General features: G+C 40.8%; 31 protein-coding genes and 1 pseudogene. 5 read left to right on the forward strand and 27 right to left on the reverse strand.

All coding sequences use genetic code 11. The features are described from left to right. From C1642_RS19195 to C1642_RS11285, 4 genes are all read left to right on the forward strand, one after another. Positions 1 to 1,448, forward strand: a 1,448-nt coding sequence (locus C1642_RS19195) for a ribonuclease R family protein (RefSeq protein ID WP_228153843.1), incomplete at its 5' end; no start/stop codon positions are given. A gap of 133 nt (positions 1,449 to 1,581) precedes the next feature. Next, positions 1,582 to 3,636: a M3 family metallopeptidase gene (locus C1642_RS11275; protein WP_103236352.1), complete on the forward strand. Its 2,055-nt coding sequence runs from the start codon at positions 1,582 to 1,584 to the stop codon at positions 3,634 to 3,636. A gap of 40 nt (positions 3,637 to 3,676) precedes the next feature. Then, positions 3,677 to 3,886 carry a YheV family putative zinc ribbon protein gene (locus tag C1642_RS11280; protein WP_000745518.1) on the forward strand — a complete coding sequence of 70 codons (210 nt, stop codon included), beginning with the start codon at positions 3,677 to 3,679 and terminating at the stop codon, positions 3,884 to 3,886. A gap of 11 nt (positions 3,887 to 3,897) precedes the next feature. Further along, positions 3,898 to 4,329, forward strand: coding sequence for a hypothetical protein (locus C1642_RS11285; protein ID WP_103236353.1), 432 nt, complete (start codon positions 3,898 to 3,900; stop codon positions 4,327 to 4,329). Between the two features lie 148 nt (positions 4,330 to 4,477). Here the strand turns inward: C1642_RS11285 and C1642_RS11290 are convergent, their stop codons facing one another. From C1642_RS11290 to C1642_RS11310, 5 genes are all read right to left on the reverse strand, one after another. Next, positions 4,478 to 6,673: a TRAP transporter large permease subunit gene (locus C1642_RS11290; protein WP_001158905.1), complete on the reverse strand. Its 2,196-nt coding sequence runs from the start codon at positions 6,671 to 6,673 to the stop codon at positions 4,478 to 4,480. A gap of 187 nt (positions 6,674 to 6,860) precedes the next feature. Continuing rightward, positions 6,861 to 7,427, reverse strand: coding sequence for a rhombosortase (gene rrtA / locus C1642_RS11295; protein ID WP_000651536.1), 567 nt, complete (start codon positions 7,425 to 7,427; stop codon positions 6,861 to 6,863). 77 nt (positions 7,428 to 7,504) lie between these two features. Then, on the reverse strand, positions 7,505 to 8,590 hold the full coding sequence (locus C1642_RS11300) for a hypothetical protein (RefSeq protein WP_000049106.1): 1,086 nt from the start codon (positions 8,588 to 8,590) through the stop codon (positions 7,505 to 7,507). Between the two features lie 769 nt (positions 8,591 to 9,359). After that, complete coding sequence (locus C1642_RS11305; RefSeq protein ID WP_071210859.1) at positions 9,360 to 9,749, reverse strand: hypothetical protein; 390 nt, start codon at positions 9,747 to 9,749, stop codon at positions 9,360 to 9,362. A 6-nt stretch (positions 9,750 to 9,755) separates the two neighbouring features. Further along, positions 9,756 to 10,013 carry a succinate dehydrogenase assembly factor 2 gene (locus C1642_RS11310; RefSeq protein WP_001288210.1) on the reverse strand — a complete coding sequence of 86 codons (258 nt, stop codon included), beginning with the start codon at positions 10,011 to 10,013 and terminating at the stop codon, positions 9,756 to 9,758. Positions 10,014 to 10,200: 187 nt separating this feature from the next. Between C1642_RS11310 and C1642_RS11315 the strand changes: the two genes are divergently transcribed. Then, complete coding sequence (locus C1642_RS11315) at positions 10,201 to 11,373, forward strand: acyl-CoA dehydrogenase family protein (protein WP_103236354.1); 1,173 nt, start codon at positions 10,201 to 10,203, stop codon at positions 11,371 to 11,373. 48 nt (positions 11,374 to 11,421) lie between these two features. On the opposite strand, the gene C1642_RS11320 is transcribed toward C1642_RS11315, so the two are convergent. The 22 genes and pseudogenes from C1642_RS11320 to C1642_RS19200 form a co-directional block, all read right to left on the reverse strand. Then, complete coding sequence (locus C1642_RS11320) at positions 11,422 to 12,912, reverse strand: flavin-containing monooxygenase (RefSeq protein WP_000415133.1); 1,491 nt, start codon at positions 12,910 to 12,912, stop codon at positions 11,422 to 11,424. A gap of 181 nt (positions 12,913 to 13,093) precedes the next feature. Next, entirely contained in the window at positions 13,094 to 13,471 is a 378-nt protein-coding gene (rplQ, locus tag C1642_RS11325; protein ID WP_001216380.1) for a 50S ribosomal protein L17, read from the reverse strand. 18 nt (positions 13,472 to 13,489) lie between these two features. Continuing rightward, on the reverse strand, positions 13,490 to 14,497 hold the full coding sequence (locus C1642_RS11330) for a DNA-directed RNA polymerase subunit alpha (protein WP_000198631.1): 1,008 nt from the start codon (positions 14,495 to 14,497) through the stop codon (positions 13,490 to 13,492). Positions 14,498 to 14,514: 17 nt separating this feature from the next. Continuing rightward, positions 14,515 to 15,141, reverse strand: coding sequence for a 30S ribosomal protein S4 (gene rpsD, locus C1642_RS11335; protein WP_000135204.1), 627 nt, complete (start codon positions 15,139 to 15,141; stop codon positions 14,515 to 14,517). A 12-nt stretch (positions 15,142 to 15,153) separates the two neighbouring features. Continuing rightward, positions 15,154 to 15,540 (reverse strand): 30S ribosomal protein S11, encoded by a 387-nt coding sequence (gene rpsK / locus C1642_RS11340; RefSeq protein WP_001040166.1) that lies wholly within the window; start codon positions 15,538 to 15,540, stop codon positions 15,154 to 15,156. 19 nt (positions 15,541 to 15,559) lie between these two features. After that, on the reverse strand, positions 15,560 to 15,916 hold the full coding sequence (gene rpsM / locus C1642_RS11345) for a 30S ribosomal protein S13 (protein ID WP_000090815.1): 357 nt from the start codon (positions 15,914 to 15,916) through the stop codon (positions 15,560 to 15,562). Between the two features lie 107 nt (positions 15,917 to 16,023). Next, positions 16,024 to 16,140: a 50S ribosomal protein L36 gene (gene rpmJ, locus C1642_RS11350; RefSeq protein WP_000867907.1), complete on the reverse strand. Its 117-nt coding sequence runs from the start codon at positions 16,138 to 16,140 to the stop codon at positions 16,024 to 16,026. Positions 16,141 to 16,160: 20 nt separating this feature from the next. Continuing rightward, positions 16,161 to 17,480 carry a preprotein translocase subunit SecY gene (secY, locus tag C1642_RS11355; protein WP_002000592.1) on the reverse strand — a complete coding sequence of 440 codons (1,320 nt, stop codon included), beginning with the start codon at positions 17,478 to 17,480 and terminating at the stop codon, positions 16,161 to 16,163. Between the two features lie 45 nt (positions 17,481 to 17,525). Further along, on the reverse strand, positions 17,526 to 17,966 hold the full coding sequence (gene rplO / locus C1642_RS11360) for a 50S ribosomal protein L15 (RefSeq protein ID WP_000175340.1): 441 nt from the start codon (positions 17,964 to 17,966) through the stop codon (positions 17,526 to 17,528). 3 nt (positions 17,967 to 17,969) lie between these two features. Beyond that, positions 17,970 to 18,146, reverse strand: coding sequence for a 50S ribosomal protein L30 (rpmD, locus tag C1642_RS11365; protein WP_000849088.1), 177 nt, complete (start codon positions 18,144 to 18,146; stop codon positions 17,970 to 17,972). A gap of 6 nt (positions 18,147 to 18,152) precedes the next feature. Next, positions 18,153 to 18,650, reverse strand: a complete 498-nt coding sequence (rpsE, locus tag C1642_RS11370) for a 30S ribosomal protein S5 (RefSeq protein WP_001141025.1) — start codon at positions 18,648 to 18,650, stop codon at positions 18,153 to 18,155. Between the two features lie 2 nt (positions 18,651 to 18,652). Next, positions 18,653 to 19,003: a 50S ribosomal protein L18 gene (rplR, locus tag C1642_RS11375; protein ID WP_001003194.1), complete on the reverse strand. Its 351-nt coding sequence runs from the start codon at positions 19,001 to 19,003 to the stop codon at positions 18,653 to 18,655. A 14-nt stretch (positions 19,004 to 19,017) separates the two neighbouring features. After that, the gene (rplF, locus tag C1642_RS11380) at positions 19,018 to 19,551 is read right to left on the reverse strand and encodes a 50S ribosomal protein L6 (RefSeq protein ID WP_000091932.1); all 534 of its coding nucleotides are present in this window, start codon (positions 19,549 to 19,551) and stop codon (positions 19,018 to 19,020) included. Between the two features lie 13 nt (positions 19,552 to 19,564). Next, the gene (rpsH, locus tag C1642_RS11385; RefSeq protein ID WP_000062616.1) at positions 19,565 to 19,960 is read right to left on the reverse strand and encodes a 30S ribosomal protein S8; all 396 of its coding nucleotides are present in this window, start codon (positions 19,958 to 19,960) and stop codon (positions 19,565 to 19,567) included. 11 nt (positions 19,961 to 19,971) lie between these two features. Continuing rightward, positions 19,972 to 20,277 carry a 30S ribosomal protein S14 gene (rpsN, locus tag C1642_RS11390; RefSeq protein ID WP_001074624.1) on the reverse strand — a complete coding sequence of 102 codons (306 nt, stop codon included), beginning with the start codon at positions 20,275 to 20,277 and terminating at the stop codon, positions 19,972 to 19,974. A 9-nt stretch (positions 20,278 to 20,286) separates the two neighbouring features. After that, on the reverse strand, positions 20,287 to 20,823 hold the full coding sequence (rplE, locus tag C1642_RS11395; RefSeq protein WP_000113197.1) for a 50S ribosomal protein L5: 537 nt from the start codon (positions 20,821 to 20,823) through the stop codon (positions 20,287 to 20,289). Positions 20,824 to 20,838: 15 nt separating this feature from the next. Next, positions 20,839 to 21,156 carry a 50S ribosomal protein L24 gene (rplX, locus tag C1642_RS11400; protein ID WP_001062685.1) on the reverse strand — a complete coding sequence of 106 codons (318 nt, stop codon included), beginning with the start codon at positions 21,154 to 21,156 and terminating at the stop codon, positions 20,839 to 20,841. Between the two features lie 9 nt (positions 21,157 to 21,165). Further along, on the reverse strand, positions 21,166 to 21,534 hold the full coding sequence (gene rplN, locus C1642_RS11405) for a 50S ribosomal protein L14 (protein ID WP_001982634.1): 369 nt from the start codon (positions 21,532 to 21,534) through the stop codon (positions 21,166 to 21,168). 92 nt (positions 21,535 to 21,626) lie between these two features. Next, the gene (gene rpsQ / locus C1642_RS11410) at positions 21,627 to 21,884 is read right to left on the reverse strand and encodes a 30S ribosomal protein S17 (protein WP_001291845.1); all 258 of its coding nucleotides are present in this window, start codon (positions 21,882 to 21,884) and stop codon (positions 21,627 to 21,629) included. Next, complete coding sequence (gene rpmC, locus C1642_RS11415) at positions 21,881 to 22,078, reverse strand: 50S ribosomal protein L29 (protein ID WP_000849928.1); 198 nt, start codon at positions 22,076 to 22,078, stop codon at positions 21,881 to 21,883. Before rpmC ends, rpsQ begins: the two co-directional genes overlap by 4 nt. Then, positions 22,078 to 22,491: a 50S ribosomal protein L16 gene (gene rplP, locus C1642_RS11420; protein WP_000941215.1), complete on the reverse strand. Its 414-nt coding sequence runs from the start codon at positions 22,489 to 22,491 to the stop codon at positions 22,078 to 22,080. The genes rpmC and rplP overlap by 1 nt, the downstream gene beginning before the upstream one ends. Continuing rightward, positions 22,431 to 22,608, reverse strand: a pseudogene (locus C1642_RS19200) (hypothetical protein); the annotation flags it as partial. The pseudogene C1642_RS19200 and the gene rplP, both read right to left, overlap by 61 nt.

Here is a 22,608-nt window from a genome sequence, read left to right on the forward strand (position 1 = left end):
CGGTTTATTTCCCACATTTTGTTTTACCAATGCTACCAGAAGCATTATCAAATGGATTGTGCTCACTTAACCCACACGTAGATCGTCTATGCATGGTCTGTGACCTAAAACTTTCTCGTACGGGTCGTGTTACAGGTTATGAATTTTATCCGGCAGTCATGCATTCAAAAGCACGTTTGACCTATACACAAGTAGGACAATATTTTGAAGGTGCAACTGATGCAATTCCAAAAGATCGTGATATTCATAAATCGCTAAATACACTTTTCCAGCTTTACCAGATTTTGAAAAACTTACGTGTTGATCGTCATGCAATGGAGTTTGAAACCATTGAAACTTATATGACCTTTGACGAGTTAGGTGGAATTAAAGAAATTTTACCTCGTACACGTAATGATGCTCATAAGCTTATTGAAGAGTGTATGTTGCTTGCCAATGTAGCAGCAGCAGAATATGCCTTAGAACATGATATTCCGATGTTGTATCGTGTACATGAGGCACCTGAATTCTCACGTATTCAAAAAGTAAAAGATTTTGTAAAACTATTGGGTTTACCTTTCCCTGACCAACCAACTCAGGCAGATTATCAAAAAGTTATTGAGGCAACTAAAGACCGTATTGATGCGCCAAGCATTCACGCCGTGTTATTACGCTCAATGATGCAAGCTTACTATGGTGCCAAAAATGCAGGTCACTATGGTCTAGCTTATGAAGCTTATACACATTTCACTTCACCAATTCGCCGCTACCCGGACTTATTGTTACATCGTGCAATTAAAGCTCATCTAAAACAAAAGCCTTACCCACTTTCCGGTGCAGCTTTAGATGATGCAGGTGAACATTTCTCTCAAACAGAACGCCGTGCCGATGAAGCATCCCGCAGCGTAACGACTTGGTTGAAATGTCACTATATGCAACAACATTTAGGTGATGAGTTCATTGGTATTGTGAGTGCGGTAACTGAATTTGGCCTATTTGTTACTCTTAAAGATCTTTATGTTGATGGCATGATTCACATTAGCCAACTTGGCGATGATTTCTTTATTTACGATCAAGCAAGTCAAAACCTCATTGGACAAAATCGTGGTCAAGTCTTCGGTTTAGGCGACGAAGTTAAAATTCAAGTTGCTGGTGTAAATCTAGAAGAGCGTAAAATCGATTTCCAACTCATTAAACAAGTTACTCATGCTGGACGTGTAGTTCGTAGTCGTGCTCCACGCACAACCAAAACAAGCACCCAAGCAACAGAAGAAGTTTTTGGTAAACCGTCTGTATCAACTGATGGTGAAAAACCTGTCCGTAAAAAGAAGGAAAAAGGTAAACCAAGCTCATATAGTAAAAAGTCTGGTAAGAAAACCTCTACAAAAGCAGAGGCCAAACCAGAAAAAGTAAAGAAAAAAGCGAAACCTAAAAAGAAAAAGTCAAACGCCAAGTCTAAGGCTGACTAATTCATAGGTATTTGCATTAATTATGATTAAGCTCCCAAAATGGGGGCTTAATGTTTTTAAAACGTTTATTTTTTAAATTAAACTTGATTTCCTGCCTAACAATACCTACATCTAATACTATGTTTAAAAAATAATGTGGCTATTAGCAATGACTTTACAGCAAGCGACTCTACCTACTCCCCGCTTTGATCAAATTACATTAGATAATTTAAAACAAGATATTCAACAGGCGATCCAAGCAGGACAAGAGTTTTTAAACACCCTTACGGCTGCACCATCCGAGACAGATCAGCAACTTGCCGTACTTGAACAAATTGATGCACTTGAAAATAACCTCAGTGAATCATGGGGAGTGTTGTCACATTTAAATGCTGTGATGAACAATGCTGAAACCAGAGAAGTCTATCAATCACTATTACCCGCTTTAAGTGAATATTACACTCAGCTTGGACAACACACGGCGTTATATCAGACCTATCAACTCATTCATGATGGTCAGAGCTATTCAAAGCTAAGCCCTGCGCAACAAAGTGCCATCCGTCTCGCTTTACGTGATTTTAAACTTTCTGGTGTTGCTTTAGAGGGTGAAGAAAAAAAACGTTACGCTGAAATTTCTGCACGTCTTTCACAGCTTTCTTCTGACTTCTCAAACCATGTACTTGATGCGACACAGGCTTATTTTAAACCACTGACAGAAGACCAATTAAAAGGTCTTCCGGAAAGTAATGTTGAGTTATTAAAACAGTACGGCAAACAGCGTGAGCTTGATCAAGCGGTCGCAACTTTAGATTTTCCAGCTTATTTTGCCATCATGACCTATGCCGATGATCGTGCCTTGCGAGAAGAGCTTTATAAAGCTTATGTCACACGTGCATCAGATCAGTCTGAGCAAACAGAATTTGACAACAGCAAAATTATGGAAGAAATCCTGAGTCTTCGCCAAGAGATGGCAAAACTACTCGGTTTTAATAACTATGCTGAATATTCTCTTGCCAGCAAAATGGCGCCTGATGTCAAAACAGTTCACGACTTTTTAGTCGATTTAGCTGAGCATGCACGTACCCCTGCACTTCAGGAAGTTGCCGAACTCCAAGCTATTGCCAAACAAGATGGTATTGATGAGCTTAAACCTTGGGATACCACTTACTATTCTGAAAAGCTTAAACAACAACAGTTCAACTTATCACAAGAAGCTTTAAAACCTTACTTCCCTGCACCAAAAGTGATTCAGGGATTATTCCAGATCGTACAGCGTCTATATGGTATTAACATCGTTGAACGTGAAGCTCCGGTTTGGCATCCAGATGCACGTTATTTTGAGTTAGAAGGCCAAGGTGAAGTTGTTGGCGGCTTCTTCTTTGATTTATATGCGCGCACAGGGAAACGTGGTGGAGCATGGATGAGTGGTTTCCGCTCACGTATGCAAACTGTTCATGGTTTACAAAAACCAATTTGCTATATGGTGTGTAACTTCACTCCACCTGTAGGCAACCAGCCAGCCTTACTCACCCATGATGAAGTCATTACCTTATTCCACGAGTTTGGTCATGGCTTACACCATATGCTTACTGAAGTAGATAATATCTCAGTTGCAGGTACTCACGGCGTTGCTTGGGATGCAGTCGAGTTACCAAGTCAGTTTATGGAATTCTGGTCATGGGATAAAGAAAGTCTTGATGTTTTAAGTGAGCATATTGAGAGCAAACAGACCTTACCTCAAGAGTTACTTGATGCATTATTAAATGCACGTTTCTTCCAGTCTGGTATGCAAACTTTACGTCAGCTTGAATTTGCCTTATTTGACTTAACTATTCACACAAAAACTCCTGCGTTGAATAGTGAGCAAATTCAGCAGACCTTAAATGATATTCGCAAACAATATGCGGTAGTTCCAACCGTCAACTACAACCGTTTCCAACATAGCTTTAGTCATATTTTTGCAGGCGGCTATGCAGCAGGTTACTACTCTTACAAATGGGCAGAAGTTTTAGCAAGTGATGCCTTTGACCGTTTTGAAAATGAAGGTATTTTCAATACTCAAACGGGTAAAGAATTCCGTCAGGCAATTTTAGCGGTGGGTGGGAAAGATACTGCTCTTGAAGCATTTGTGAATTTCCGCGGTCGTGAGCCAAAAATTGATGCATTGTTACGTCATCAAGGTTGGACGAACGATAACAAAACCGCTTAAACTATGGGCCTAAATTGATCGTGTGGTTAGGGTGATACAGATGAAGAAACGTTTCATTGCTGGGGCTAAATGTCCAAAATGTGAAGCCATAGATCGGATTGTCATGCTAACCACCGCTGAAGACGAATGGATTGAATGTATCGAATGCGGTTATAGCGAAAATCGTCCGACTCATATTGATGAGCCTGAAACGCCCGCTATACCTGATGAAATTGGGGTAATACAGTTCAAGCCTCGTCGTTCTGACTAAAGGTCTTAGACATGCCACTACAAAGAAAACAAAACTCAAAACTATTGTGGATTTTAATTGGGGGCTTAAGCATTCTCGTCGTGCTTTTTTTCGCAGCACAATGGTTTTTCAAAAAAACTGAAACATCAGCGCCAATGGTTGATCCACAACCAGCCTCGGTACCAGCTCCTGAAAAAACTGCAAAACCCTCTGAAAGCTCGGAACCCGTAGTTCAAACACAAACCGCTAACTCACAGCAACTTGTGAATGAAGATGTGCTCAATCAACCAATCCCTGCTCAAGAATCTTTAGCTAAAGAAGAAGTGTCTAAACTCAATGACATTCATCGTCAATTGCAAGATCAGGAAGCGACACTAAAAGCTCAACATGCTGATGCAGATCAACTTATTAAGCTAAAAGAAGAGCAAGTGAAGCTTCTTGAGGCCCAAGTTAAACAACAATAGTATTTGTTTAACTCTAGATATGATGCAAAAAGCTAGTTCACTCTGAGCTAGCTTTTTTATTTACTAAAAATTTATATGTTCAAAATAACTACCACATAAAAAAACACCCTCTTAAAGAGAGTGTTTTTGCTCGGCTTATATATTTAAATTATTTGTACCAACCAAATAGTTTCAGTATTAGTGGTGCATAAGTTACCAATACCAATGATGAGAACAAGACAATAATTGGTAATAACCAACGTTCATATCGGTAGTAGAAACTGGTGTACTTCTCTTTGGCTTCTGCATCGGCAGCATTCACCTCATCATCACCAACGGATAACCGCGTTAATAGATGGTTCAAGGCAACTGGCGGCGTTACATAACCAAATTCGAATGCGACCAATACAATCATCCAGAAGTGAATTGGATGAATACCATTTTCGTAAGCTACAGGAGCAATAGTTGCTGCCACTAAAATTACAGCACCAAATGGATCTGTACACATACCAATAATTGCAAGTAACAGTGCAATACATGCTAATGATATATAGATACTGCCTAAATGAGTTGGTAATAATTCAACCACTTCAGAGCGTTCAATTAAGCCGCCTACACTTGCAGACAATGCCATCAAAATAATTAAGGCACCAATATGTCCCACTGTTTCTGATGTCGCAAAACGTAAAGCACCACCAAAACCAAGACGGAACTGTGAACTATGCGGATCATGAGTCTGTAAGAACGGTGATTTCTTTTCATGCTCACGAACAATCGCCTCATGAATATTTAAAGCTGGTGCCTCTTTAGGCATAACCATTTTATCGTACAGAATCATCGCAATAAGCACGAGTGGCAGAATCACTGGTGCAGTAAATTCATTCATTCCTGTATCTAATGCATATTTATAAAATGCAAGGACAACTACAGTAATTAAGATATATGGAATAACTGGTACGAAAGCTCGTGCCATACCTGGTAGTGCCACTTTTGGCGAGTTCACACGGAACTTTTCTTCAGCCAATAAAAGAGATACACCCAAGAAAATAAATGCTGTTAGCCAGAAGACATAAATACCATGTCCGAATAATTCATCAGATGTAACATGACGACTATCCAACATCGCAATTAGAACGACCAAGAGACATGGACGTACAACCACCCCTAGGGAACCGGACATTGCAGATACAGCTAATGCATATTGACGGCGAGCGCCTGCGTTCCAAACTTCCTTATAAATAATCGCACCAGCCGCGATAACGAAAATCCCCGAAGCACCGGTATAAGCAGTCGGTACAGCAGCAGCAATCAGAATTAACCAAGTTAAGGTTTCTGGTGCCAAGTTCCATGGACGAAGTACATTTAAGAACAAGTCCATAACACGGGTTTGCGTGAGTAACATACCCGCCCAAATAAATAAGGCAAGATTTAAGAAGATACCCGAGAACTCAACCAATAAACCAAGATAAATCCCTTGCCCCATTGGATAATCCATAAAGAACGTGAATACAATACCTGTAATTAGTGCCATATAGGCATATAAAGGTACAGAAAGTAAGGCTAAACCTATATTACCGCCTTCACGTTTTGGTGGAGGTGAAACAAATAGTTGATACAGACTAATTAAGGTCAGAACAACAAACAGAATCATCCATATCCAGTAAATCGTTACTGTTTCATAAGTAGGTGTTACCCCTGAATTAATGACTGAACGATACTGGCTAATGACCGAGAAGCTCAGTAGCGCATTACCAATCAACATAAATAGAGAATACACTTTGTAATCTATTTTTGTTGCTGGATTACGCAAGCCAATATGGTGGTATTTCAATGATGCAGTAATCGCTGAAATCAGTACCATAAAGACCAGTAAAATGGCACGGTTCTCTGTACCGAATTTAAAAATACCAAAGAAACCTGTTTCGATCGCACGATAAGTACGTACTCCCGGGTTTGCTTCGATATATTTAATAGTTTTGTCATAAGCCTGATATTTTTCTTCACATTGCTGCTGTGCTGCCAGTAAGGATGCACGGACATCACTTTCCGATGCAGCACCAAAGAAGCTCGCAAAATCATCAGATGCATTTGCTTTCATCTGCTCTTTTACTTGAGCATCAATATTCGGATGTCGATCACAAGTCGGCTTTTCAGGCTCAGCACGCAAGAATGAATATTGCATGCCTGTAGCAGGGTCACCATAAAGACGTTCCCCGATACGTAATAATTGACCGTGGATCATTTCCCCGGTACCAATTATGAGCGTCATCAATAGTAAAATGAGGATAATGAATGTTGAGATCCATTCATTCCAGATATAACCCAGCAGACCTAATCCAGATCTTTTTTCTTGATATTCTTGCATAAATATTCCAATTTTGTTCTCTCAAACCCCTCATAACAAAGGCTTTGAGTCATGCAATTTCCTTGGTCAGGGGTATCGTCCATCCCCCTTCTACCAATCCCTTTATTCAACGATCAAATTTGCATCAAACTTTATCAATAAAGAATGACTAAAATCACTTTTTTAACAGTTTGTATTGTCAATCTTTCTATTTGAATCTTTGTATGAGCCAATAGCATCCTCCAAAGATTGCACCACCAATCGCCCCATATAGATGAGCTTCAGTTAAAACTGGACTACCAATGAGCTGGGCTGTTCCTGTTTGCCCAAATGTATTTTCCCAAATCAACTTTGCAACAATTAAACCTAAGACCAGAAATGCAAAATTCCTTTCTTTACGGTATTGCAAGTAAACCAAAGCAACTGCGGTATATAACCCATGGAGTACACCAGAAAGGCCGGCATATGCATCGATATTGGGCAAATAAAAATAGAACACCAAGCTAATAAAAGGTGGTAAAAGAAAAAGAAGACTTAAAATGTGCCACACTTTGGTATGGGGAAATATGAAAGGCAAACACGCAAATGCCATCATATTTAAAAGAAAGTGAATCCATCCGACATGTACCCAGTGCGCTGTCCATAAACGCCAGAACTCGCCGAGTAAGCTTTCACGCCAATAGATAAAATAATCCGGAAACACCTGTAAACATGCAGAAACAGAAATGCACCCTGCGACCAAAAGCACTTTTTTATTGAGTACATGATCTTTCATAGCACACTCCTTTTAAACCAGGCTCCTTACGATTACTAGAGTTAGTAACCCTAAGGAGTGAGTTCCTTCAGATCTATTTACTGTGCTGGTGCAGTTTTCGTATCAGCTGGAGCTTCCGATGCAGCTCCACCATCAAACAACTCATCCAATTCAGCTGAGCCTTCGTTTTTCTCATCCCAGAAATGAGACATACCGTCATCACCGGTACGAACACCAGTATGCTCAGTCCAGTAACGGTCAGAAATACCGCGCACAATTAAACCAGCCATACTATCGATTAATTTAAAGTTCGGATTGACAGGTTTGTCATCTGCTTGAGATGCGGCATAAGTTTTTAATGCATCACGGATTTTGGCATCGTCACCACTCGCTTGAGCAGCTACGGCATATAACGCATGAGATAAACGAACACCTTTTTGTTCACCAATTTGCACGGACTGTTTTAAAGTCTCATATGGATCAGGCTTCCCTTCATTAGCGCCTGGTAATAAAGTCCAGATCACTGCGCGCGTTGCATTTGGTGCGCCCCAGAATTTTTGGTTATCAAGGCAGACCATACCGCGCTCTACAATAGCAGCAATATCTTTCGGAACATTGACAGAACCGCCAGAGTTAATATCGTTGGTCACAGCTTGAAGACCACTAATCATCCCAAGTAAATATACAGTTTGGTCAATATCACTACGCATTGTTGGACAAGAATCACCTAAATGATATTTATATTTAGATTCCCAACGATCAGCAAAGAGCTTATAGCCTGCGTATTGTCGCTCAGCAGCAATTGCAGCCCAACGCTTCTGTGCAATACGTGCATCTTGAGCTTCTGTTACCTGCCCTGCTTTTGAAGCGCGCAAATAACGTAACTCCTGTTCTAATGCTTGGTTTTCCGCGCATACACCTGAAGCAGCATACATTAAGACAGCAACACGAGTAGGATCTGCCCCCATACCTTTAGTCGACATGATTGCAGGAGTTAAGGCACTACCAGTATTACAGACCATTTCAGCATCTTGCATTGCCAAAATAGGTGGAACGACGTGCTTTTCAGTAAAACCTAAAGCAACATTTGCTCCACTCTTCACGACGTATGAACAACCTGATAAAACTGAAGCTGCAAGAAAACTTACCGCCAAACCTTGGCATATTTTTTGGACTTTAGACATCTTCCTGTCCTCGATGTAATTTGTTTTTTCCTTTTCAGATGTACATTAGCAGATGCATATCTTGAATAAAAGAGTAATTACTCTAATTGTAGCGCTTATACTTTGACACACTTCACAGCAGATAAAATTGACAGTTTTTCAGGGAAACAAAAATTTTAGGCAAAAAAAAGTAGCATTGCGACGGTTCAGCACATGCTACTTATTAACTGGGATAAGCTTTTAACGGCTTATATTATTGTTGTTCTAGATAATCCTTAAGTAAAGTTCCTGCTCTTCCTACTACTACAGCCATAATTACTGCAATCAACAGAAACATCCACATTGAAATCTCCATGAGAGACCTCCTTACTACGTTCGCACCCAGTTAAAAACTGGACACTTGATGAAATTAATCGATTAACCAATTAGATTATTGACTGATCGATGACCTTTGCATCCTCTGTCTCTTAACTTTGCTAAGATTAACTCGGTTAAGATGTTCCCTGAGTAAAGTTCCTGCTCTTCCTATCACCACCGCCATAATTATGGCAATGACCAAGAACGACCATGTTGGCATCTCCATTTGAGACCTCCGACACACTTTACGTTGGTGTTTGTACTTTAACCGATAGCATAGTAACCATATTGAGAAATTGTCCGACAATTAACTTTCTTGCTGTTTTTTCTGTATTTTAACTAGACAATTTCAATTTCTCAAAAAGAAATAAAATATAAGTTATTGATTAATAATAATTTTAAATAAATATACAAATGTAAAATTGTCTAACAATTAATAGAGTTTTTCTAAAGTTTTAAGCTTTTTCCACTCTGCTAATGACATTTGATCAAACCAAATGATAGAAGTTAGTTTTTTATGACCTTCAAAATAGATCACTATGAAAATCTGATAATCAATTATTTTTAAAATTTTGACGCGAGAAATGGTGTTCTGTGAATGATAAGCAAGCGACCATAGTTTTTTATCTAAATAAGCAATTTGTGCAAGCTGCGGACGCTTTAAAAAGAAAATAAAGTTGATAAATAGTAAGCTGATTACAACTAACCACCATAGTAACGGCATTAATTGATAAAATAGAACTGCTAAGCTTAAGCCAATAAAAAACTGAAATATAATCGAAAAACGACTATATTTCAGCTTAAAATTCAAATGGTTGATCAAAATAAATTAACCATGAACATAGTGTTTTAATTTATAGATAAAGTCACGTAATTCGGTACGTGGTGGTTCTGATACTTCCATAAACCAATCTAGTAAATCAGGGTCTTCCTGTTCTACCAACTCAGCAAACAACGCTTTTTCTGCCGGGTCTGCCTTTAAATAATAATTTTTCACATAAGGGTCAAAATAGACATCAATTTCCTTTAAACCACGACGTGCGCGATAGATTACTTTACGTTCTTCCAAGGTCATTTCTTCAGACATTTATTTCCCCATCTGCGTTGATAGTGCGCTTAGTTTACCTGATCACATGAGAAAGTTCGCTAAAAATATCAAATTGACCAAACTTATCACTTCACCGCCATAAATGAGCATTCATCACATTGTTAGACCTAGTCGCTTCCCTTATGTTTAGCTCATAACATCAAGCCCAAACCAAGGAAGAAATACAATGCAATCTGGTGCTATTCGTCCCATTCCAAATATGTTACCTCGCCATTTATTTAATGAAGAACATGAAGCTTTTCGGGAAACGGTACGTAAATTCTATGAGAAAGAAGTTGTACCTAATATTGAAAAATATGAAAAACAACAACATGTTGACCGAGATCTTTGGAATAAAGCTGGTGCATTAGGTTTACTCTGTACCACCATGCCAGAACAATATGGTGGTTCAGGTGTCGATCGCCTATACAGCATGATTCTTATTGAAGAACAAGCCTATGCGATGGACTCAAGTACAGGTTTCTCACTGCATTCCGACATTGTAGCCAACTATATCAATAACTTCGGTAATGAAGAGCAAAAACAGAAATGGCTCCCTAAAATGGCTACTGGTGAGACGGTTACCGCAATTGCCATGACCGAGCCGGGAACAGGTTCAGACTTGCAAGCGGTTCGTACAACAGCCGTTCTTGATGGCGATGAATATGTCATTAATGGTTCAAAAATATTTATTACCAATGGCTATTTATGCGATATGGCGATTGTCGTTTGTAAAACGGGGAATAGCGATAAAGGATCAGCCAATTTATCACTCATTATTGTCGAAGCTGACCGTACTGGTTTTACTAAAGGCAAACCACTTAACAAAATTGGTATGAAAGGCCAAGATACCTGTGAACTCTTCTTTGATAACGTTCGTGTCCCTAAAGAAAATCTTTTAGGTATGGAAGGTATGGGCTTTATCATGCTCATGAAAGAATTAGCGTGGGAGCGTATGCTAGTTGCTATTATCTGCCAAGCCGGGGCAGAAGCGGCATTTGCACATACTGTTCAATATACAAAAGATCGTAAAGCATTCGGCAAACCAATTGGAGCCTTCCAAAATACTCGTTTTAAACTTGCTGAACTTAGAACAGAGATAGATTTCTGCCGTACCTATTTAGATCGTTGTATGGAATTACAACTCGATGAAAAATTGAGTGTTGAAGCTGCAGCGGCTGCAAAATATAAAATTTCAGATATGTTTTCAAAAGTTGTAGATGAATGTCTTCAATTACATGGCGGTTATGGCTATATGCTGGAATATCCAATTGCCCGCGCTTATATCGACCACCGAGCAAACCGTATTTATGCAGGCACCAATGAAATTATGAAAGAATTAATCTCTAGAACTCTTTAATCTTTACTATAAAAAGGAGGCTTATAGCCTCCCTTTTATTTTCGAATATCAAGACACTAATTTTGGTTTACGTGTGGTAACTTCTGAATGCTTATGAAAACGTAGAACACCATCATCAAATTTTGCATTTTTTAATGATTTTCGGTCTTCAAGATAATTATTGGTTACCTGCCATGGTGCTTGTTTACCTTGTTTAGGAATCACGTCGGCAGCACGACTAATATAACCAGATGATAAGCTACCCATGACTGTGTCCTCTTCCATCACACTCTTATCACCAGATGGAATGACTTCATCATAATTATTCTTATCCATGTAGTTTAATAAACGGCAGATATAATCTGCTGCAATATCAACTTTTAATGTCCATGAAGCATTTACATAGCCAATAATCATCGCCATGTTTGGTACATCGCTGAGCATCACGCCGTTATAAAGCATGTGTTCAGATGATTTAACTGGCTCCCCATCAATAGTTGCCTGCACACCGCCCATGATTTGAACCTGCAAACCTGTTGCAGATACGATAATATCGGCATCAAGATGCTTGCCTGATTTTAATTGAATACCAGTCTCAGTAAATTTTTCAATTTGATCAGTTTCAACACTCGCCTTACCTTCACGAAGAATTTTGAATAAATCACCATCAGGAACTACGCATAGACGCTGATCCCAAGGGTTATATGAAGGTGTAAAATGTTTCATATCAACTTTACCCTTAAGTTGCATTTCAATTGCTTTTAAGAGTAAACGACGAACTGTTTTAGGATGCTTTTGAGACAATGCATAAATTGCTCGTTGCATACCAATATTACGAGCACGCGTAAATTTATAGGCTGCTTCTTCAGACATAAATCTACGAGTTTTTTCATAGATGAAATCAATAGACGGAACAGAAGCAATATAAGTTGGTGAACGTTGCAACATCGTTACATGACCTGCTCCACCTTTTGACATTGCAGGCACCAGTGTAATTGCTGTAGCTCCACTACCAATAATTACTACTTTTTTACCCTTATAATCCAAATTTTCCGGCCAATGTTGTGGATGAATGAGTTGACCTTTGAAAGCTTCTTGATTTGGGAAAGTTGGCGCGTAACCTTGGTCATAATTATAATAACCAGTACAACCTACAACGAAGTTAGCAACCCAAGTCTGCTGTTTTTTCTTATTGTCCTCAACAATAACATGCCACTTTTTCGAGGCAGAATCATAATTCGCAGAAAGGACACGATGGCCGAAATGAATTTTTTCTTTTAACTTAAACTCATCAATCACTTCCCCTAGATATCCTTTAATAGAGGCACCATCAGCGAGAACATTGGCTTTGCGCCATGGTTTAAAGTTAAAACCAAAAGTAGACATATCTGAATCAGAACGGATACCAGGATAGCGGAAAAGATCCCAAGTTCCACCAAACGATTCACGACGCTCCAAAATTTCAAACTGACGTTGTGGAGAGTTTTTAGATAAGTGGGCAGCAACTCCTATTCCTGATATGCCTGCACCAATGATTAATACATCAACTTGCTTTTCCATTTTATTTTTATACCCATTGTTGAGAATATAACTTTATTAAATCACAATTTTGACAATACACAATGTCAAGTTTGACCGTTTATCCGTTTTTTTATGTCACTTGGGGACAAATTTTTAATTTTATGTTTTTTGGAAAATAAAAAAGACCGGCATAAAGCCGGTCTTTTTTGAATAATATCAATTATTCAGCTGAAGTGTTCACTTCACGATCTACAAGCTCAACGTAAGCCATCGGTGCTGCATCACCAGCACGGAAGCCCGCTTTAAGAACACGTAGATAACCGCCGTTACGTTCTTTGTAACGAGGGCCGAGTACGGTAAATAATTTACCAACAGTTGCAGCATTACGAGTACGAGCAAATGCTAAACGACGATTTGCTACAGTATCGTTTTTTGCTAGAGTGATTAAAGGCTCAGCAACACGACGTAATTCTTTAGCTTTAGGCAAAGTTGTTTTGATCAACTCATGTTCAAATAAAGAATTAGCCAAGTTTTGGAACATCGCTTTACGATGGCTGCTTGTACGGCCTAATTTCACACCACTATTACGATGACGCATGGTGATAGTCCTACTTAATTAACGGCTACGATAGGCAAAACGGTCGTCCATACGAAGACTAGCTGGTGGCCAGTTCTCAAGACGCATACCGAGTTGTAAACCTTTCGATGCCAAAACATCTTTGATCTCTGTTAACGATTTTTTACCAAGGTTAGGAGTTTTTAACAACTCAACTTCAGTACGTTGAACAAGATCACCAATGTAGTAAATATTTTCTGCTTTCAAACAGTTAGCAGAACGAACAGTAAGCTCTAGATCATCTACTGGGCGAAGCAAGATTGGGTCAACTTCTTCACGAGGTTCTTGAGCAACAGGAGTTTGGTCTTTCTGAAGATCAACAAAAATTGCAATTTGTTGTTGCAAGATTGTTGCCGCTTTGCGGATTGCTTCTTCAGGATCAACCGTACCGTTGGTCTCAAGATCGATTACCAGTTTATCTAAATCGGTACGTTGTTCTACACGCGCATTTTCTACGGTGTAAGAAACACGCTTAATTGGGCTATAAGAAGCATCTAACTGTAAACGACCTACAGGACGTGTTTCGCCTTCAGGGAAACGAGAGTCAGATGTTTCATAACCACGACCTTGAGAAACTTTCAAGCGCATTTTTAATGAGCCTGTAGCACTCAAAGTACCAATTAAATGTTCTGGGTTAACCACTTCAACATTATGAGGTAAACGAAGGTCGGCAGCAGTAATGTCACCAGGACCTTGTTTTTCTAATGTTAAATAAGCTTCATTTTGATCGAACAGCTTAATAGACAATCCTTTTAGGTTCAGCAAGAGCTCGACGATGTCCTGCTGCAAGCCTTCTAAAGTACTGTACTCGTGCTCGACACCTTCTATCTCTACTTCAACCACAGCAGCGCCTGGCAAAGAAGACAATAGAATGCGACGTAAAGCATTACCTAGAGTATGGCCAAAACCACGCTCTAAAGGTTCCAGAATCACTTTTGCCGAGGTCCCGCTTACCGCTTCGACCTTGATCGCTTGCGGAGTTAGAAACTCGTTTGCAGTACGCGTCATTATTGCTACCTCAAGGATTATTTAGAATACAATTCTACAATCAAGCTTTCGTTGATTTCAGCAGGTAAATCAGAACGATCTGGTGCAGCTTTAAACGTACCTTCAAGCTTAGAGTGATCAACTTCGATCCAAGCTGGAATACCACGTTGAGCAGCCAATTCAATCGCGTTTTTAATACGCAATTGTTGTTTAGCACCTTCGTGAACCGCAATTACATCACCAGCTTTAACTTGAATAGATGCGATGTTTACACGACGACCATTCAAAGTAATGCTACGGTGACTTACTAACTGACGAGCTTCTGCACGTGTAGAACCAAAACCCATGCGATAAACAACGTTATCAAGACGGCTTTCAAGCAATTTCAACAAGTTCTCACCAGTTGCGCCTTTAACACGAGCTGCTTCTTTATAGTAGTTACTAAATTGACGCTCTAACACACCGTAAATACGACGGACTTTTTGTTTTTCACGTAATTGTAGTGAATACTCAGATTGCTTACCACCGCGAGCCTGACCATGCTGACCAGGTGCTTTGTTAGCTTTTTTAGTTTTGACGTCAAATGGTTTAACGCCAGATTTAAGTTGCAGGTCTGTCCCTTCGCGGCGAGAGAGTTTGCATTTTGGACCAATATAACGAGCCATGAATGTTTCTCCTTACACGCGACGTTTTTTAGGTGGACGGCAACCGTTGTGAGGAATTGGAGTCACATCGGTAATGCTGTTAATCTTATAACCCACTGCGCCTAATGCACGAACCGCAGACTCACGACCTGGACCAGGACCTTTTACAAGGACGTCAAGGTTTTTCAAACCGTAATCTAAAGCTGCTTTACCAGCAACTTCAGCAGCTACCTGAGCAGCAAACGGAGTTGATTTACGTGAACCACGGAAGCCTTGTCCACCTGAGGTGGCCCAAGCCAATGCATTACCTTGACGATCGGTAATCGTAACAATGGTGTTATTAAAAGACGCGTGAATGTGTGCAACACCTTCAGAGACGGTACGAGTGACCTTCTTGCGTGTGCGAGTATCTTTAGCCATCTTTTAGCTTCCAGAAATCTTACTTTTTAATCGGTTTGCGCGGACCTTTACGGGTACGTGCGTTAGTTTTGGTGCGTTGACCACGGACAGGCAAGCTGCGACGATGACGAAGGCCACGATAGCAACCTAAATCCATTAAACGTTTAATGTTCATGGAAATTTCGCGACGTAAGTCACCTTCGGTAGGAACCTTAGCAACTTCTGCACGAATCGCATCAAGCTGTGCATCGTCCAACTCACGGATCTTAGTAGTCTCAGTAATACCAACTGCAGCTAAGATGTTCTTAGCAGTGTGGCGACCGATACCAAAGATGTAAGTGAGGGAGATAACAGCATGCTTGTTATCCGGAATGTTTACACCGGCAATACGAGCCATTCACTTTTCTCCAAAAAGGCAGTAGAGATAATCAACCGCCCCACAAAAATCTTGAGGGGCGGATATTAACCCAATTCGCCTACTGAAATCAACAGGTCTTGATTAGATTAACCTTGACGCTGCTTATGACGAGGTTCTGCGCTACAAATCACGCGAATAACCCCATTACGACGGATAACTTTACAGCTACCACAAATTTTCTTTACAGAAGCTTGTACTTTCATGATGAAACCTCTAAGTGCGCTTATCCCTTAGGATGAGCAGTCGTTTTTCTCATTAATGTTTGATTGTCATATTGATGAGAAGTTAAATGCGCTTGTAGCTGAGCCATAAAGTCCATAACAACAACGACTACAATGAGTAATGAGGTACCACCCAAATAGAATGGAATACCAAAAGAACTTTGTAGAATCATTGGCATCAAACAAATGACTGTAATATAAATCGCACCAATAAACGTCAAACGATTAAGAATATGATCTAAGTAACGAGCAGTTTGCTCACCTGGGCGAATACCAGGCACATAAGCTCCGCTGCGTTTTAGATTTTCTGATACTTCCTTAGGGCTAAATACTAAAGCCGTATAAAAGTAACAGAAAAAGATAATTAACGCACCAAAGAGCACCAAATACAAAGGCTGTCCAGGCGACAATACTAAAGCTAAATCTTGTAAACTACGTTTAATTAAACCAGCATTCGGATCTGCACTTCCTACCCATTGCCCCAAACTAGCTGGGAACAAGAGTAAAGAGCTCGCAAAAATCGCAGGAATCACACCAGCCATATTAATTTTCAACGGTAGATGTGTTTGCTGAGCTGTAAATATACGACGCCCTTGCTGCTTCTGTGCATAGTTTACTGGAATACGACGCTGTGCTTTTTCAATAAACACAATCGCTGCCAATACACCAAGAGACAAAAGACCAAAGATAACAAGACCAATTAAACTTGTTTGACCATTATCGACAGATGATACTGATTGCATAATTAATTTAGGCAAACCAGCAACAATACCTGCAAAAATAATCATTGAGATACCATTACCGATACCTCTTTCAGTGATCTGTTCACCTAGCCACATTAAGAACATAGTTCCTGCGACAAGTGATGTAACTGCAGGTATATAAAAAGCAAGACCACTAGATAGAGTAATACCCTGTCCAATAAGACCTGCACACATACCTACTGCCTGAACCACTGCAAGTAATAATGTACCCTGACGCGTATATTGATTAATTTTACGTTTACCTTGCTCCCCTTCCTTTTTCAAGGCTTCGAGAGAAGGAATCACTGTAGACATTAACTGCACAATAATTGATGCAGAAATATAAGGCATGATCCCTAAAGCAAGAATCGACATTCGCTCTAAAGCACCGCCAGAAAACATATTGAATAGCCCAAGAATAGTTCCTTGGTTTGCATGAAATAAATTTTCTAACGCAGCATTATTAATGCCTGGTACTGGAATATGCGCTCCTAGTCGAAAGACCAGCAATGCACCGATTAGAAAACTCATCCGGCGAATAATTTCACGATATTTCACGTGAAATGGCTGACCTTTCATCATGTTGACATGACCTGAAGAACTAGGAGACATAGACACTCGAGATTACTCCTCGACTTTGCCGCCAGCTGCTTCAATTGCAGCTTTAGCGCCTTTAGTCAATGCAACACCTTGAACAGTGAATGCACGAGTGATTTCACCAGAAAGCACGATACGAGCGCGAATTTGATCGCGACGAACAACATTCGCAGCTTTTAAAGTTTCAAGGCTAACGATATCGCCTTCCACTTTACTTAACTCAGACAAACGTACTTCAGCAGTTTTTAAAGCGATTTGGCTAGTGAAACCGAATTTAGGTAAACGACGATAAATCGCTGTTTGACCGCCTTCGAAACCTGGACGAACGCCACCACTTTTACGTGATTTTTGACCTTTGATACCACGACCACCAGTCTTACCAACGCCAGAACCGATACCACGGCCTAAACGACGGTGTTCACGTTTTGCACCTTCTGCAGGTGCAAGCTCATTTAAACGCAGAGTCATGGCTTATTCCTCTACACTAACCATATAGTAGACTTTGTTGATCATACCACGGTTAGAAGGCGTATCTTGCACTTCTACAGTATGACCAATACGACGCAGACCTAAACCTTGTAAGCAAAGCTTGTGATTTTTCAAGCGATGTGAAGAAGATTTAGTCTGGGTAACTTTAATCGTTTTCATGATTGATTACCCTTGAATTTCTTCTACTGATTTACCACGTTTCGCAGCGACTTTCTCAGGAGAAGTCATATCACGCAAACCTTTAAAAGTTGCGTTTACTACGTTAGCAGCGTTAGTAGAACCATAACATTTAGCAAGTACGTTATGTACACCTGCAGCTTCAAGAACGGCACGCATTGCACCACCAGCGATTACGCCAGTACCTTCTGAAGCAGGTTGCATGTATACACGGCTTGCACCATGACGAGCATTCACAGGGTGTTGTAAAGTAGTACCAGCAAGGTCTACAGTGATCATGTTACGACGTGCAGCTTCAAGTGCTTTAGAAATAGCAGCTGGAACTTCACGAGCTTTACCACGACCAAAACCTACGCGACCATTACCATCGCCCACAACAGTTAATGCTGTGAAAGAGAAGATACGACCACCCTTAACAACCTTGGCTACACGATCAACGGCAACCAGCTTTTCAACGAGACCTTCGTTTTGTTCAACTTTTGCCATGATTAGAACTCCAAGCCGCCTTCACGAGCAGCATCAGCCAAGGCTTTGATACGACCATGATATTTAAAACCAGAACGGTCAAATGCAACTTTAGTAACGCCAGCTGCTTTAGCACGTTCTGCGATTAAAGCACCAACTTTCGTCGCAGCTTCAATATTACCAGTAGTACCACTACGTAAAGATGCATCTAAAGTTGAAGCTTGCGCTAAAACTTTGCCACCATCTGCTGAAATAACTTGAGCATAGATGTGACGCGGAGTGCGGTTTACACACAAACGAGTCGCACCCAATGCACGGATGTGCAAGCGTGTGCTTTTCGCACGACGCAAACGGGATTGTTTCTTTTCGTTCATAAGAACCTCGCGCCTTATTTCTTCTTAGCTTCTTTACGAAGAATGACTTCATCCGAATAACGAACACCTTTACCTTTATATGGTTCAGGAGAACGGTATGCACGGATTTCTGCCGCTACTTGACCTAACAACTGCTTGTTTGCTGATTTCAAAATGATTTCAGTAGCAGTTGGAGTTTCCGCTGTTACACCTTCAGGTAAAGCGTAGTCAATTGGGTGTGAGTAACCAAGGTTAAGGTTTACAACTGTACCTTTAACCGCAGCTTTATAACCAACACCAACTAGCTGCAACTTACGTTCGAAGCCTTCGCTAACACCTTTAACAAGGTTGTTCAATACAGCGCGAGCAGTACCAGCTTGCATCCAAGCATCTTTCGATTCTTTAGCTGGAGCAAGTTGAAGTTTACCTTCTTCCTGTTTTAGCTCGACCAGCGCATGCAGGTTGAAAGACAATGTACCTTTGCTGCCTTTCACTTCGACCTGCCGGCCGTTCTGAGTAACTGTTACACCATTTGGTACAGTTACTGGGGCTTTAGCCACACGAGACATGAGGAATCACCTATTAAGAAACAAAAGCAATAACTTCACCACCGATGCCCGCAGCACGTGCAGCGCGATCAGTCATGATGCCTTTGCTTGTAGAAACAATTGCAATACCTAAACCTTGCTTAACGCTTGGAAGTTTATCTTTACCACGGTATTGGCGAAGGCCTGGACGGCTTACGCGCTTAACCATTTCGATAACTGGCTTGCCTTCGAAATATTTTAAAGTAATAGTCAAAGTAGATTTTGTCTCTTCTTGAGCAACTTCTACGTTTGAAATATAACCTTCTTGTTGAAGTACGTTTGCAATAGCAACTTTCAACTTAGAAGACGGCATAGAAACAGTTTGTTTCTTAGCCATTTGTGCGTTACGAACACGTGTTAGCATGTCGGCAACGGTATCTTGCATACTCATTTAGTCGCTCCTTACCAGCTTGCCTTAACAACGCCTGGTACATCACCTTGCATTACTGTGTCACGTAATTTGTTACGGCTTAAACCGAACTTACGGAAGTAACCATGAGGACGACCAGTTAAACCACAACGGTTACGAAGACGTACCGGAGATGCATTACGTGGCAATGCTTGTAACTTTAACATCGCTTCGAAACGTTCTTCGTCGCTCGCATTTACATTTGCAATAGTAGCTTTTAATTCAGCACGTTTTGCAGCGTATTTAGCAACAGTTTTTTCGCGTTTCAATTCGCGATTAATCATACCTTTCTTAGCCATATCGACCTCTTATTTGAACGGGAAGCCGAATGCACGCATAAGCGCACGGCCTTCGTCATCGGTGCGAGCAGTCGTAGTAATAGTAATATCCATACCACGAATACGATCAATCTTGTCGAAATCGATTTCAGGGAAAACGATTTGCTCTTTCAAACCCATTGAGTAGTTACCACGACCGTCGAAAGATTTCGCTGAGAAACCACGGAAGTCACGGATACGAGGGATTGCGATAGAGATCAAACGGTCCAAGAATTCGTACATTTGGTCGCCACGTAAAGTAACTTTACAACCAATTGGCCAACCATCACGGATTTTGAAACCAGCGATAGATTTACGTGCAAGAGTAACTACTGGTTTTTGACCAGCAATTAATTGCATGTCAGCTACAGCGCCGTCTAATAATTTCTTATCAGTAGCTGCTGCGCCTACACCCATGTTAAGAGTGATTTTTGTGATGCGAGGAATTTCCATCACATTCTTAATGCTAAGTTCTTCTTGTAACTTCGCTTTAAGTTCGTCGTTGTAACGTGCTTTAAGTCTGGCCATTGCCTTTTCAACCTATTACTTCGCTACCGCCACTGATTCACCAGTTGATTTGTAAACGCGAGTTTTCACGCCATCAATCACTTGGTAACCAACACGGTCAGCCTTCTGGGTTGTAGCATTTAAAATTGCCACGTTTGAGATATGAAGCGAAGCTTCTTGAGTAACGATACCGCCTTCAGCGCCAGTTACACGATTCGGCTTTTGATGCTTCTTCACTAAGTTAAGGCCTTCAACCTTAACGCGGTCTTCAGAAACAGACAAAACAGTACCCTGTTTGCCTTTTTCTTTACCTGCGATCACGATAACCTGATCGCCTTTTTTAATCTTAGCCATGATTGCCTCTTATAGAACTTCAGGAGCCAATGAAATGATTTTCATGAACTGTTCAGTACGAAGTTCACGAGTCACTGGTCCGAAGATACGAGTCGCAATCGGAGCTTTGTTGTTGTTCAAAATAACTGCAGCGTTATCATCAAAACGGATCACAGAACCATCTGGACGACGAATGCCGAACTTAGTACGAACTACAACTGCATTCATCACGTCACCTTTTTTAACACGTGCGCGTGGAATAGCTTCTTTTACAGTAACTTTAATAATGTCGCCAACAGAAGCATAACGACGATGTGAACCACCAAGTACTTTAATACATTGTACGCGGCGAGCACCACTGTTGTCTGCTACGTCGAGCATAGTTTCGGTTTGAATCATTGCCCTACTCCAAAACCGAGCATCACCGGTCACAATTTCGAAAGGCTCAAAGAGTACTCGAAATTGACCGATGATGCAACAAGAACGTCGAATTACTCAGCAGCTGCTTCAACTACTTCCACTAAAGTCCAAGCTTTAGTTTTAGAAATTGGGCGGCTTTCTTTAATGGTTACAACATCGCCAATTTTAGCAACGTTGTTCTCATCATGAGCGTGTAACTTAGTTGAACGGCGAATTGATTTGCCATACAACGGGTGTTGAACGCGGCGTTCGATAAGGACAACAATAGATTTGTCCATTTTGTCGCTTACTACTTTGCCGGTTAACGTGCGGACTGTTTTTTCACTCATTGTCCGTTCCCCTGTTTTTCGGTAAGGAGTGTCTTAATACGAGCAATTGTCTTACGAGCAACTTGCACTTCGTGCGATTTACCCAACTGACCAGTTGCTTTCGCCATACGAAGACGGAATTGGTTAAGCTGTTGCTCATCAAGCAAAGCTTTCAACTCTTCTACCGATTTTTCACGTAGATCTTTAGTTTTCATTACATTACCGTCCGAGTCACGATAGTGGTTTTAAACGGAAGTTTAGCAGCAGCTAAAGCAAAAGCTTCACGTGCCAAGTCTTCGTTCACACCTTCAATTTCGTACAGGATCTTACCTGGTTTGATCTCACAAACCCAATATTCCACGTTACCTTTACCGTTACCCATACGAACTTCTAATGGTTTTTCGGTAATTGGTTTGTCCGGGAATACGCGAATGAAGATTTTACCACCACGTTTAATACGACGGCTAATGGTACGACGTGCAGCTTCAATCTGACGTGCAGTCATACGACCACGCTCAGTTGCTTTAATTGCAATCGAACCAAATGATACTGTACTACCACGATGTGCTAGACCAGTGTTACGGCCTTTGTGCACTTTACGGAATTTGGTACGTTTAGGTTGCAACATGGATTATTCTCCCTTGTCAGCAGCACGGTCACCGCGACGACCACGACGCTCTTGACCTTCACCACGACCACGACCGCGTTTAGCTGGACGTTCTTCAGCAGGAGCAGGGTTCATGAC

Source organism: Acinetobacter sp. AKBS16, from assembly GCF_002899995.1.
In the GTDB taxonomy this organism is placed as follows: Bacteria; Pseudomonadota; Gammaproteobacteria; order Pseudomonadales; family Moraxellaceae; genus Acinetobacter; species Acinetobacter baumannii.

Excerpts from the sequence above, each read along its gene's own strand:
- rplO (WP_000175340.1), bottom strand. The coding sequence starts at position 17,966 with ATGACTCTGCGTTTAAATGAGCTTGCACCTGCAGAAGGTGCAAAACGT.
- C1642_RS11330 (WP_000198631.1), bottom strand. The coding sequence starts at position 14,497 with ATGACGCGTACTGCAAACGAGTTTCTAACTCCGCAAGCGATCAAGGTC.
- C1642_RS11290 (WP_001158905.1), bottom strand. The coding sequence starts at position 6,673 with ATGCAAGAATATCAAGAAAAAAGATCTGGATTAGGTCTGCTGGGTTAT.
- rpmD (WP_000849088.1), bottom strand. The coding sequence starts at position 18,146 with ATGAAAACGATTAAAGTTACCCAGACTAAATCTTCTTCACATCGCTTG.
- C1642_RS11285 (WP_103236353.1), top strand. The coding sequence starts at position 3,898 with ATGCCACTACAAAGAAAACAAAACTCAAAACTATTGTGGATTTTAATT.
- rpmJ (WP_000867907.1), bottom strand. The coding sequence starts at position 16,140 with ATGAAAGTACAAGCTTCTGTAAAGAAAATTTGTGGTAGCTGTAAAGTT.
- rplP (WP_000941215.1), bottom strand. The coding sequence starts at position 22,491 with ATGTTGCAACCTAAACGTACCAAATTCCGTAAAGTGCACAAAGGCCGT.
- rplX (WP_001062685.1), bottom strand. The coding sequence starts at position 21,156 with ATGGCTAAGATTAAAAAAGGCGATCAGGTTATCGTGATCGCAGGTAAA.
- rpsK (WP_001040166.1), bottom strand. The coding sequence starts at position 15,540 with ATGGCTAAAGATACTCGCACACGCAAGAAGGTCACTCGTACCGTCTCT.
- C1642_RS11275 (WP_103236352.1), top strand. The coding sequence starts at position 1,582 with ATGTGGCTATTAGCAATGACTTTACAGCAAGCGACTCTACCTACTCCC.
- C1642_RS11315 (WP_103236354.1), top strand. The coding sequence starts at position 10,201 with ATGCAATCTGGTGCTATTCGTCCCATTCCAAATATGTTACCTCGCCAT.
- rrtA (WP_000651536.1), bottom strand. The coding sequence starts at position 7,427 with ATGAAAGATCATGTACTCAATAAAAAAGTGCTTTTGGTCGCAGGGTGC.
- C1642_RS11300 (WP_000049106.1), bottom strand. The coding sequence starts at position 8,590 with ATGTCTAAAGTCCAAAAAATATGCCAAGGTTTGGCGGTAAGTTTTCTT.
- rplQ (WP_001216380.1), bottom strand. The coding sequence starts at position 13,471 with ATGCGTCATCGTAATAGTGGTGTGAAATTAGGCCGTACAAGCAGCCAT.
- C1642_RS11310 (WP_001288210.1), bottom strand. The coding sequence starts at position 10,013 with ATGTCTGAAGAAATGACCTTGGAAGAACGTAAAGTAATCTATCGCGCA.
- rpsN (WP_001074624.1), bottom strand. The coding sequence starts at position 20,277 with ATGGCTAAGAAAGGTATGATTAATCGCGAATTGAAACGCGAAAAAACT.
- rpsD (WP_000135204.1), bottom strand. The coding sequence starts at position 15,141 with ATGGCTCGTTATATTGGTCCAAAATGCAAACTCTCTCGCCGCGAAGGG.
- C1642_RS11280 (WP_000745518.1), top strand. The coding sequence starts at position 3,677 with ATGAAGAAACGTTTCATTGCTGGGGCTAAATGTCCAAAATGTGAAGCC.
- rpsE (WP_001141025.1), bottom strand. The coding sequence starts at position 18,650 with ATGGCAAAAGTTGAACAAAACGAAGGTCTCGTTGAAAAGCTGGTTGCC.
- rpmC (WP_000849928.1), bottom strand. The coding sequence starts at position 22,078 with ATGAAAACTAAAGATCTACGTGAAAAATCGGTAGAAGAGTTGAAAGCT.
- rplF (WP_000091932.1), bottom strand. The coding sequence starts at position 19,551 with ATGTCTCGTGTGGCTAAAGCCCCAGTAACTGTACCAAATGGTGTAACA.
- rplN (WP_001982634.1), bottom strand. The coding sequence starts at position 21,534 with ATGATTCAAACCGAAACTATGCTCGACGTAGCAGACAACAGTGGTGCT.
- rpsM (WP_000090815.1), bottom strand. The coding sequence starts at position 15,916 with ATGGCTCGTATTGCCGGTGTAAACATTCCGGATAACAAGCATGCTGTT.
- rplR (WP_001003194.1), bottom strand. The coding sequence starts at position 19,003 with ATGAACGAAAAGAAACAATCCCGTTTGCGTCGTGCGAAAAGCACACGC.
- rpsQ (WP_001291845.1), bottom strand. The coding sequence starts at position 21,884 with ATGAGTGAAAAAACAGTCCGCACGTTAACCGGCAAAGTAGTAAGCGAC.
- secY (WP_002000592.1), bottom strand. The coding sequence starts at position 17,480 with ATGAAAGGTCAGCCATTTCACGTGAAATATCGTGAAATTATTCGCCGG.
- rpsH (WP_000062616.1), bottom strand. The coding sequence starts at position 19,960 with ATGAGTATGCAAGATACCGTTGCCGACATGCTAACACGTGTTCGTAAC.
- rplE (WP_000113197.1), bottom strand. The coding sequence starts at position 20,823 with ATGGCCAGACTTAAAGCACGTTACAACGACGAACTTAAAGCGAAGTTA.
- C1642_RS11320 (WP_000415133.1), bottom strand. The coding sequence starts at position 12,912 with ATGGAAAAGCAAGTTGATGTATTAATCATTGGTGCAGGCATATCAGGA.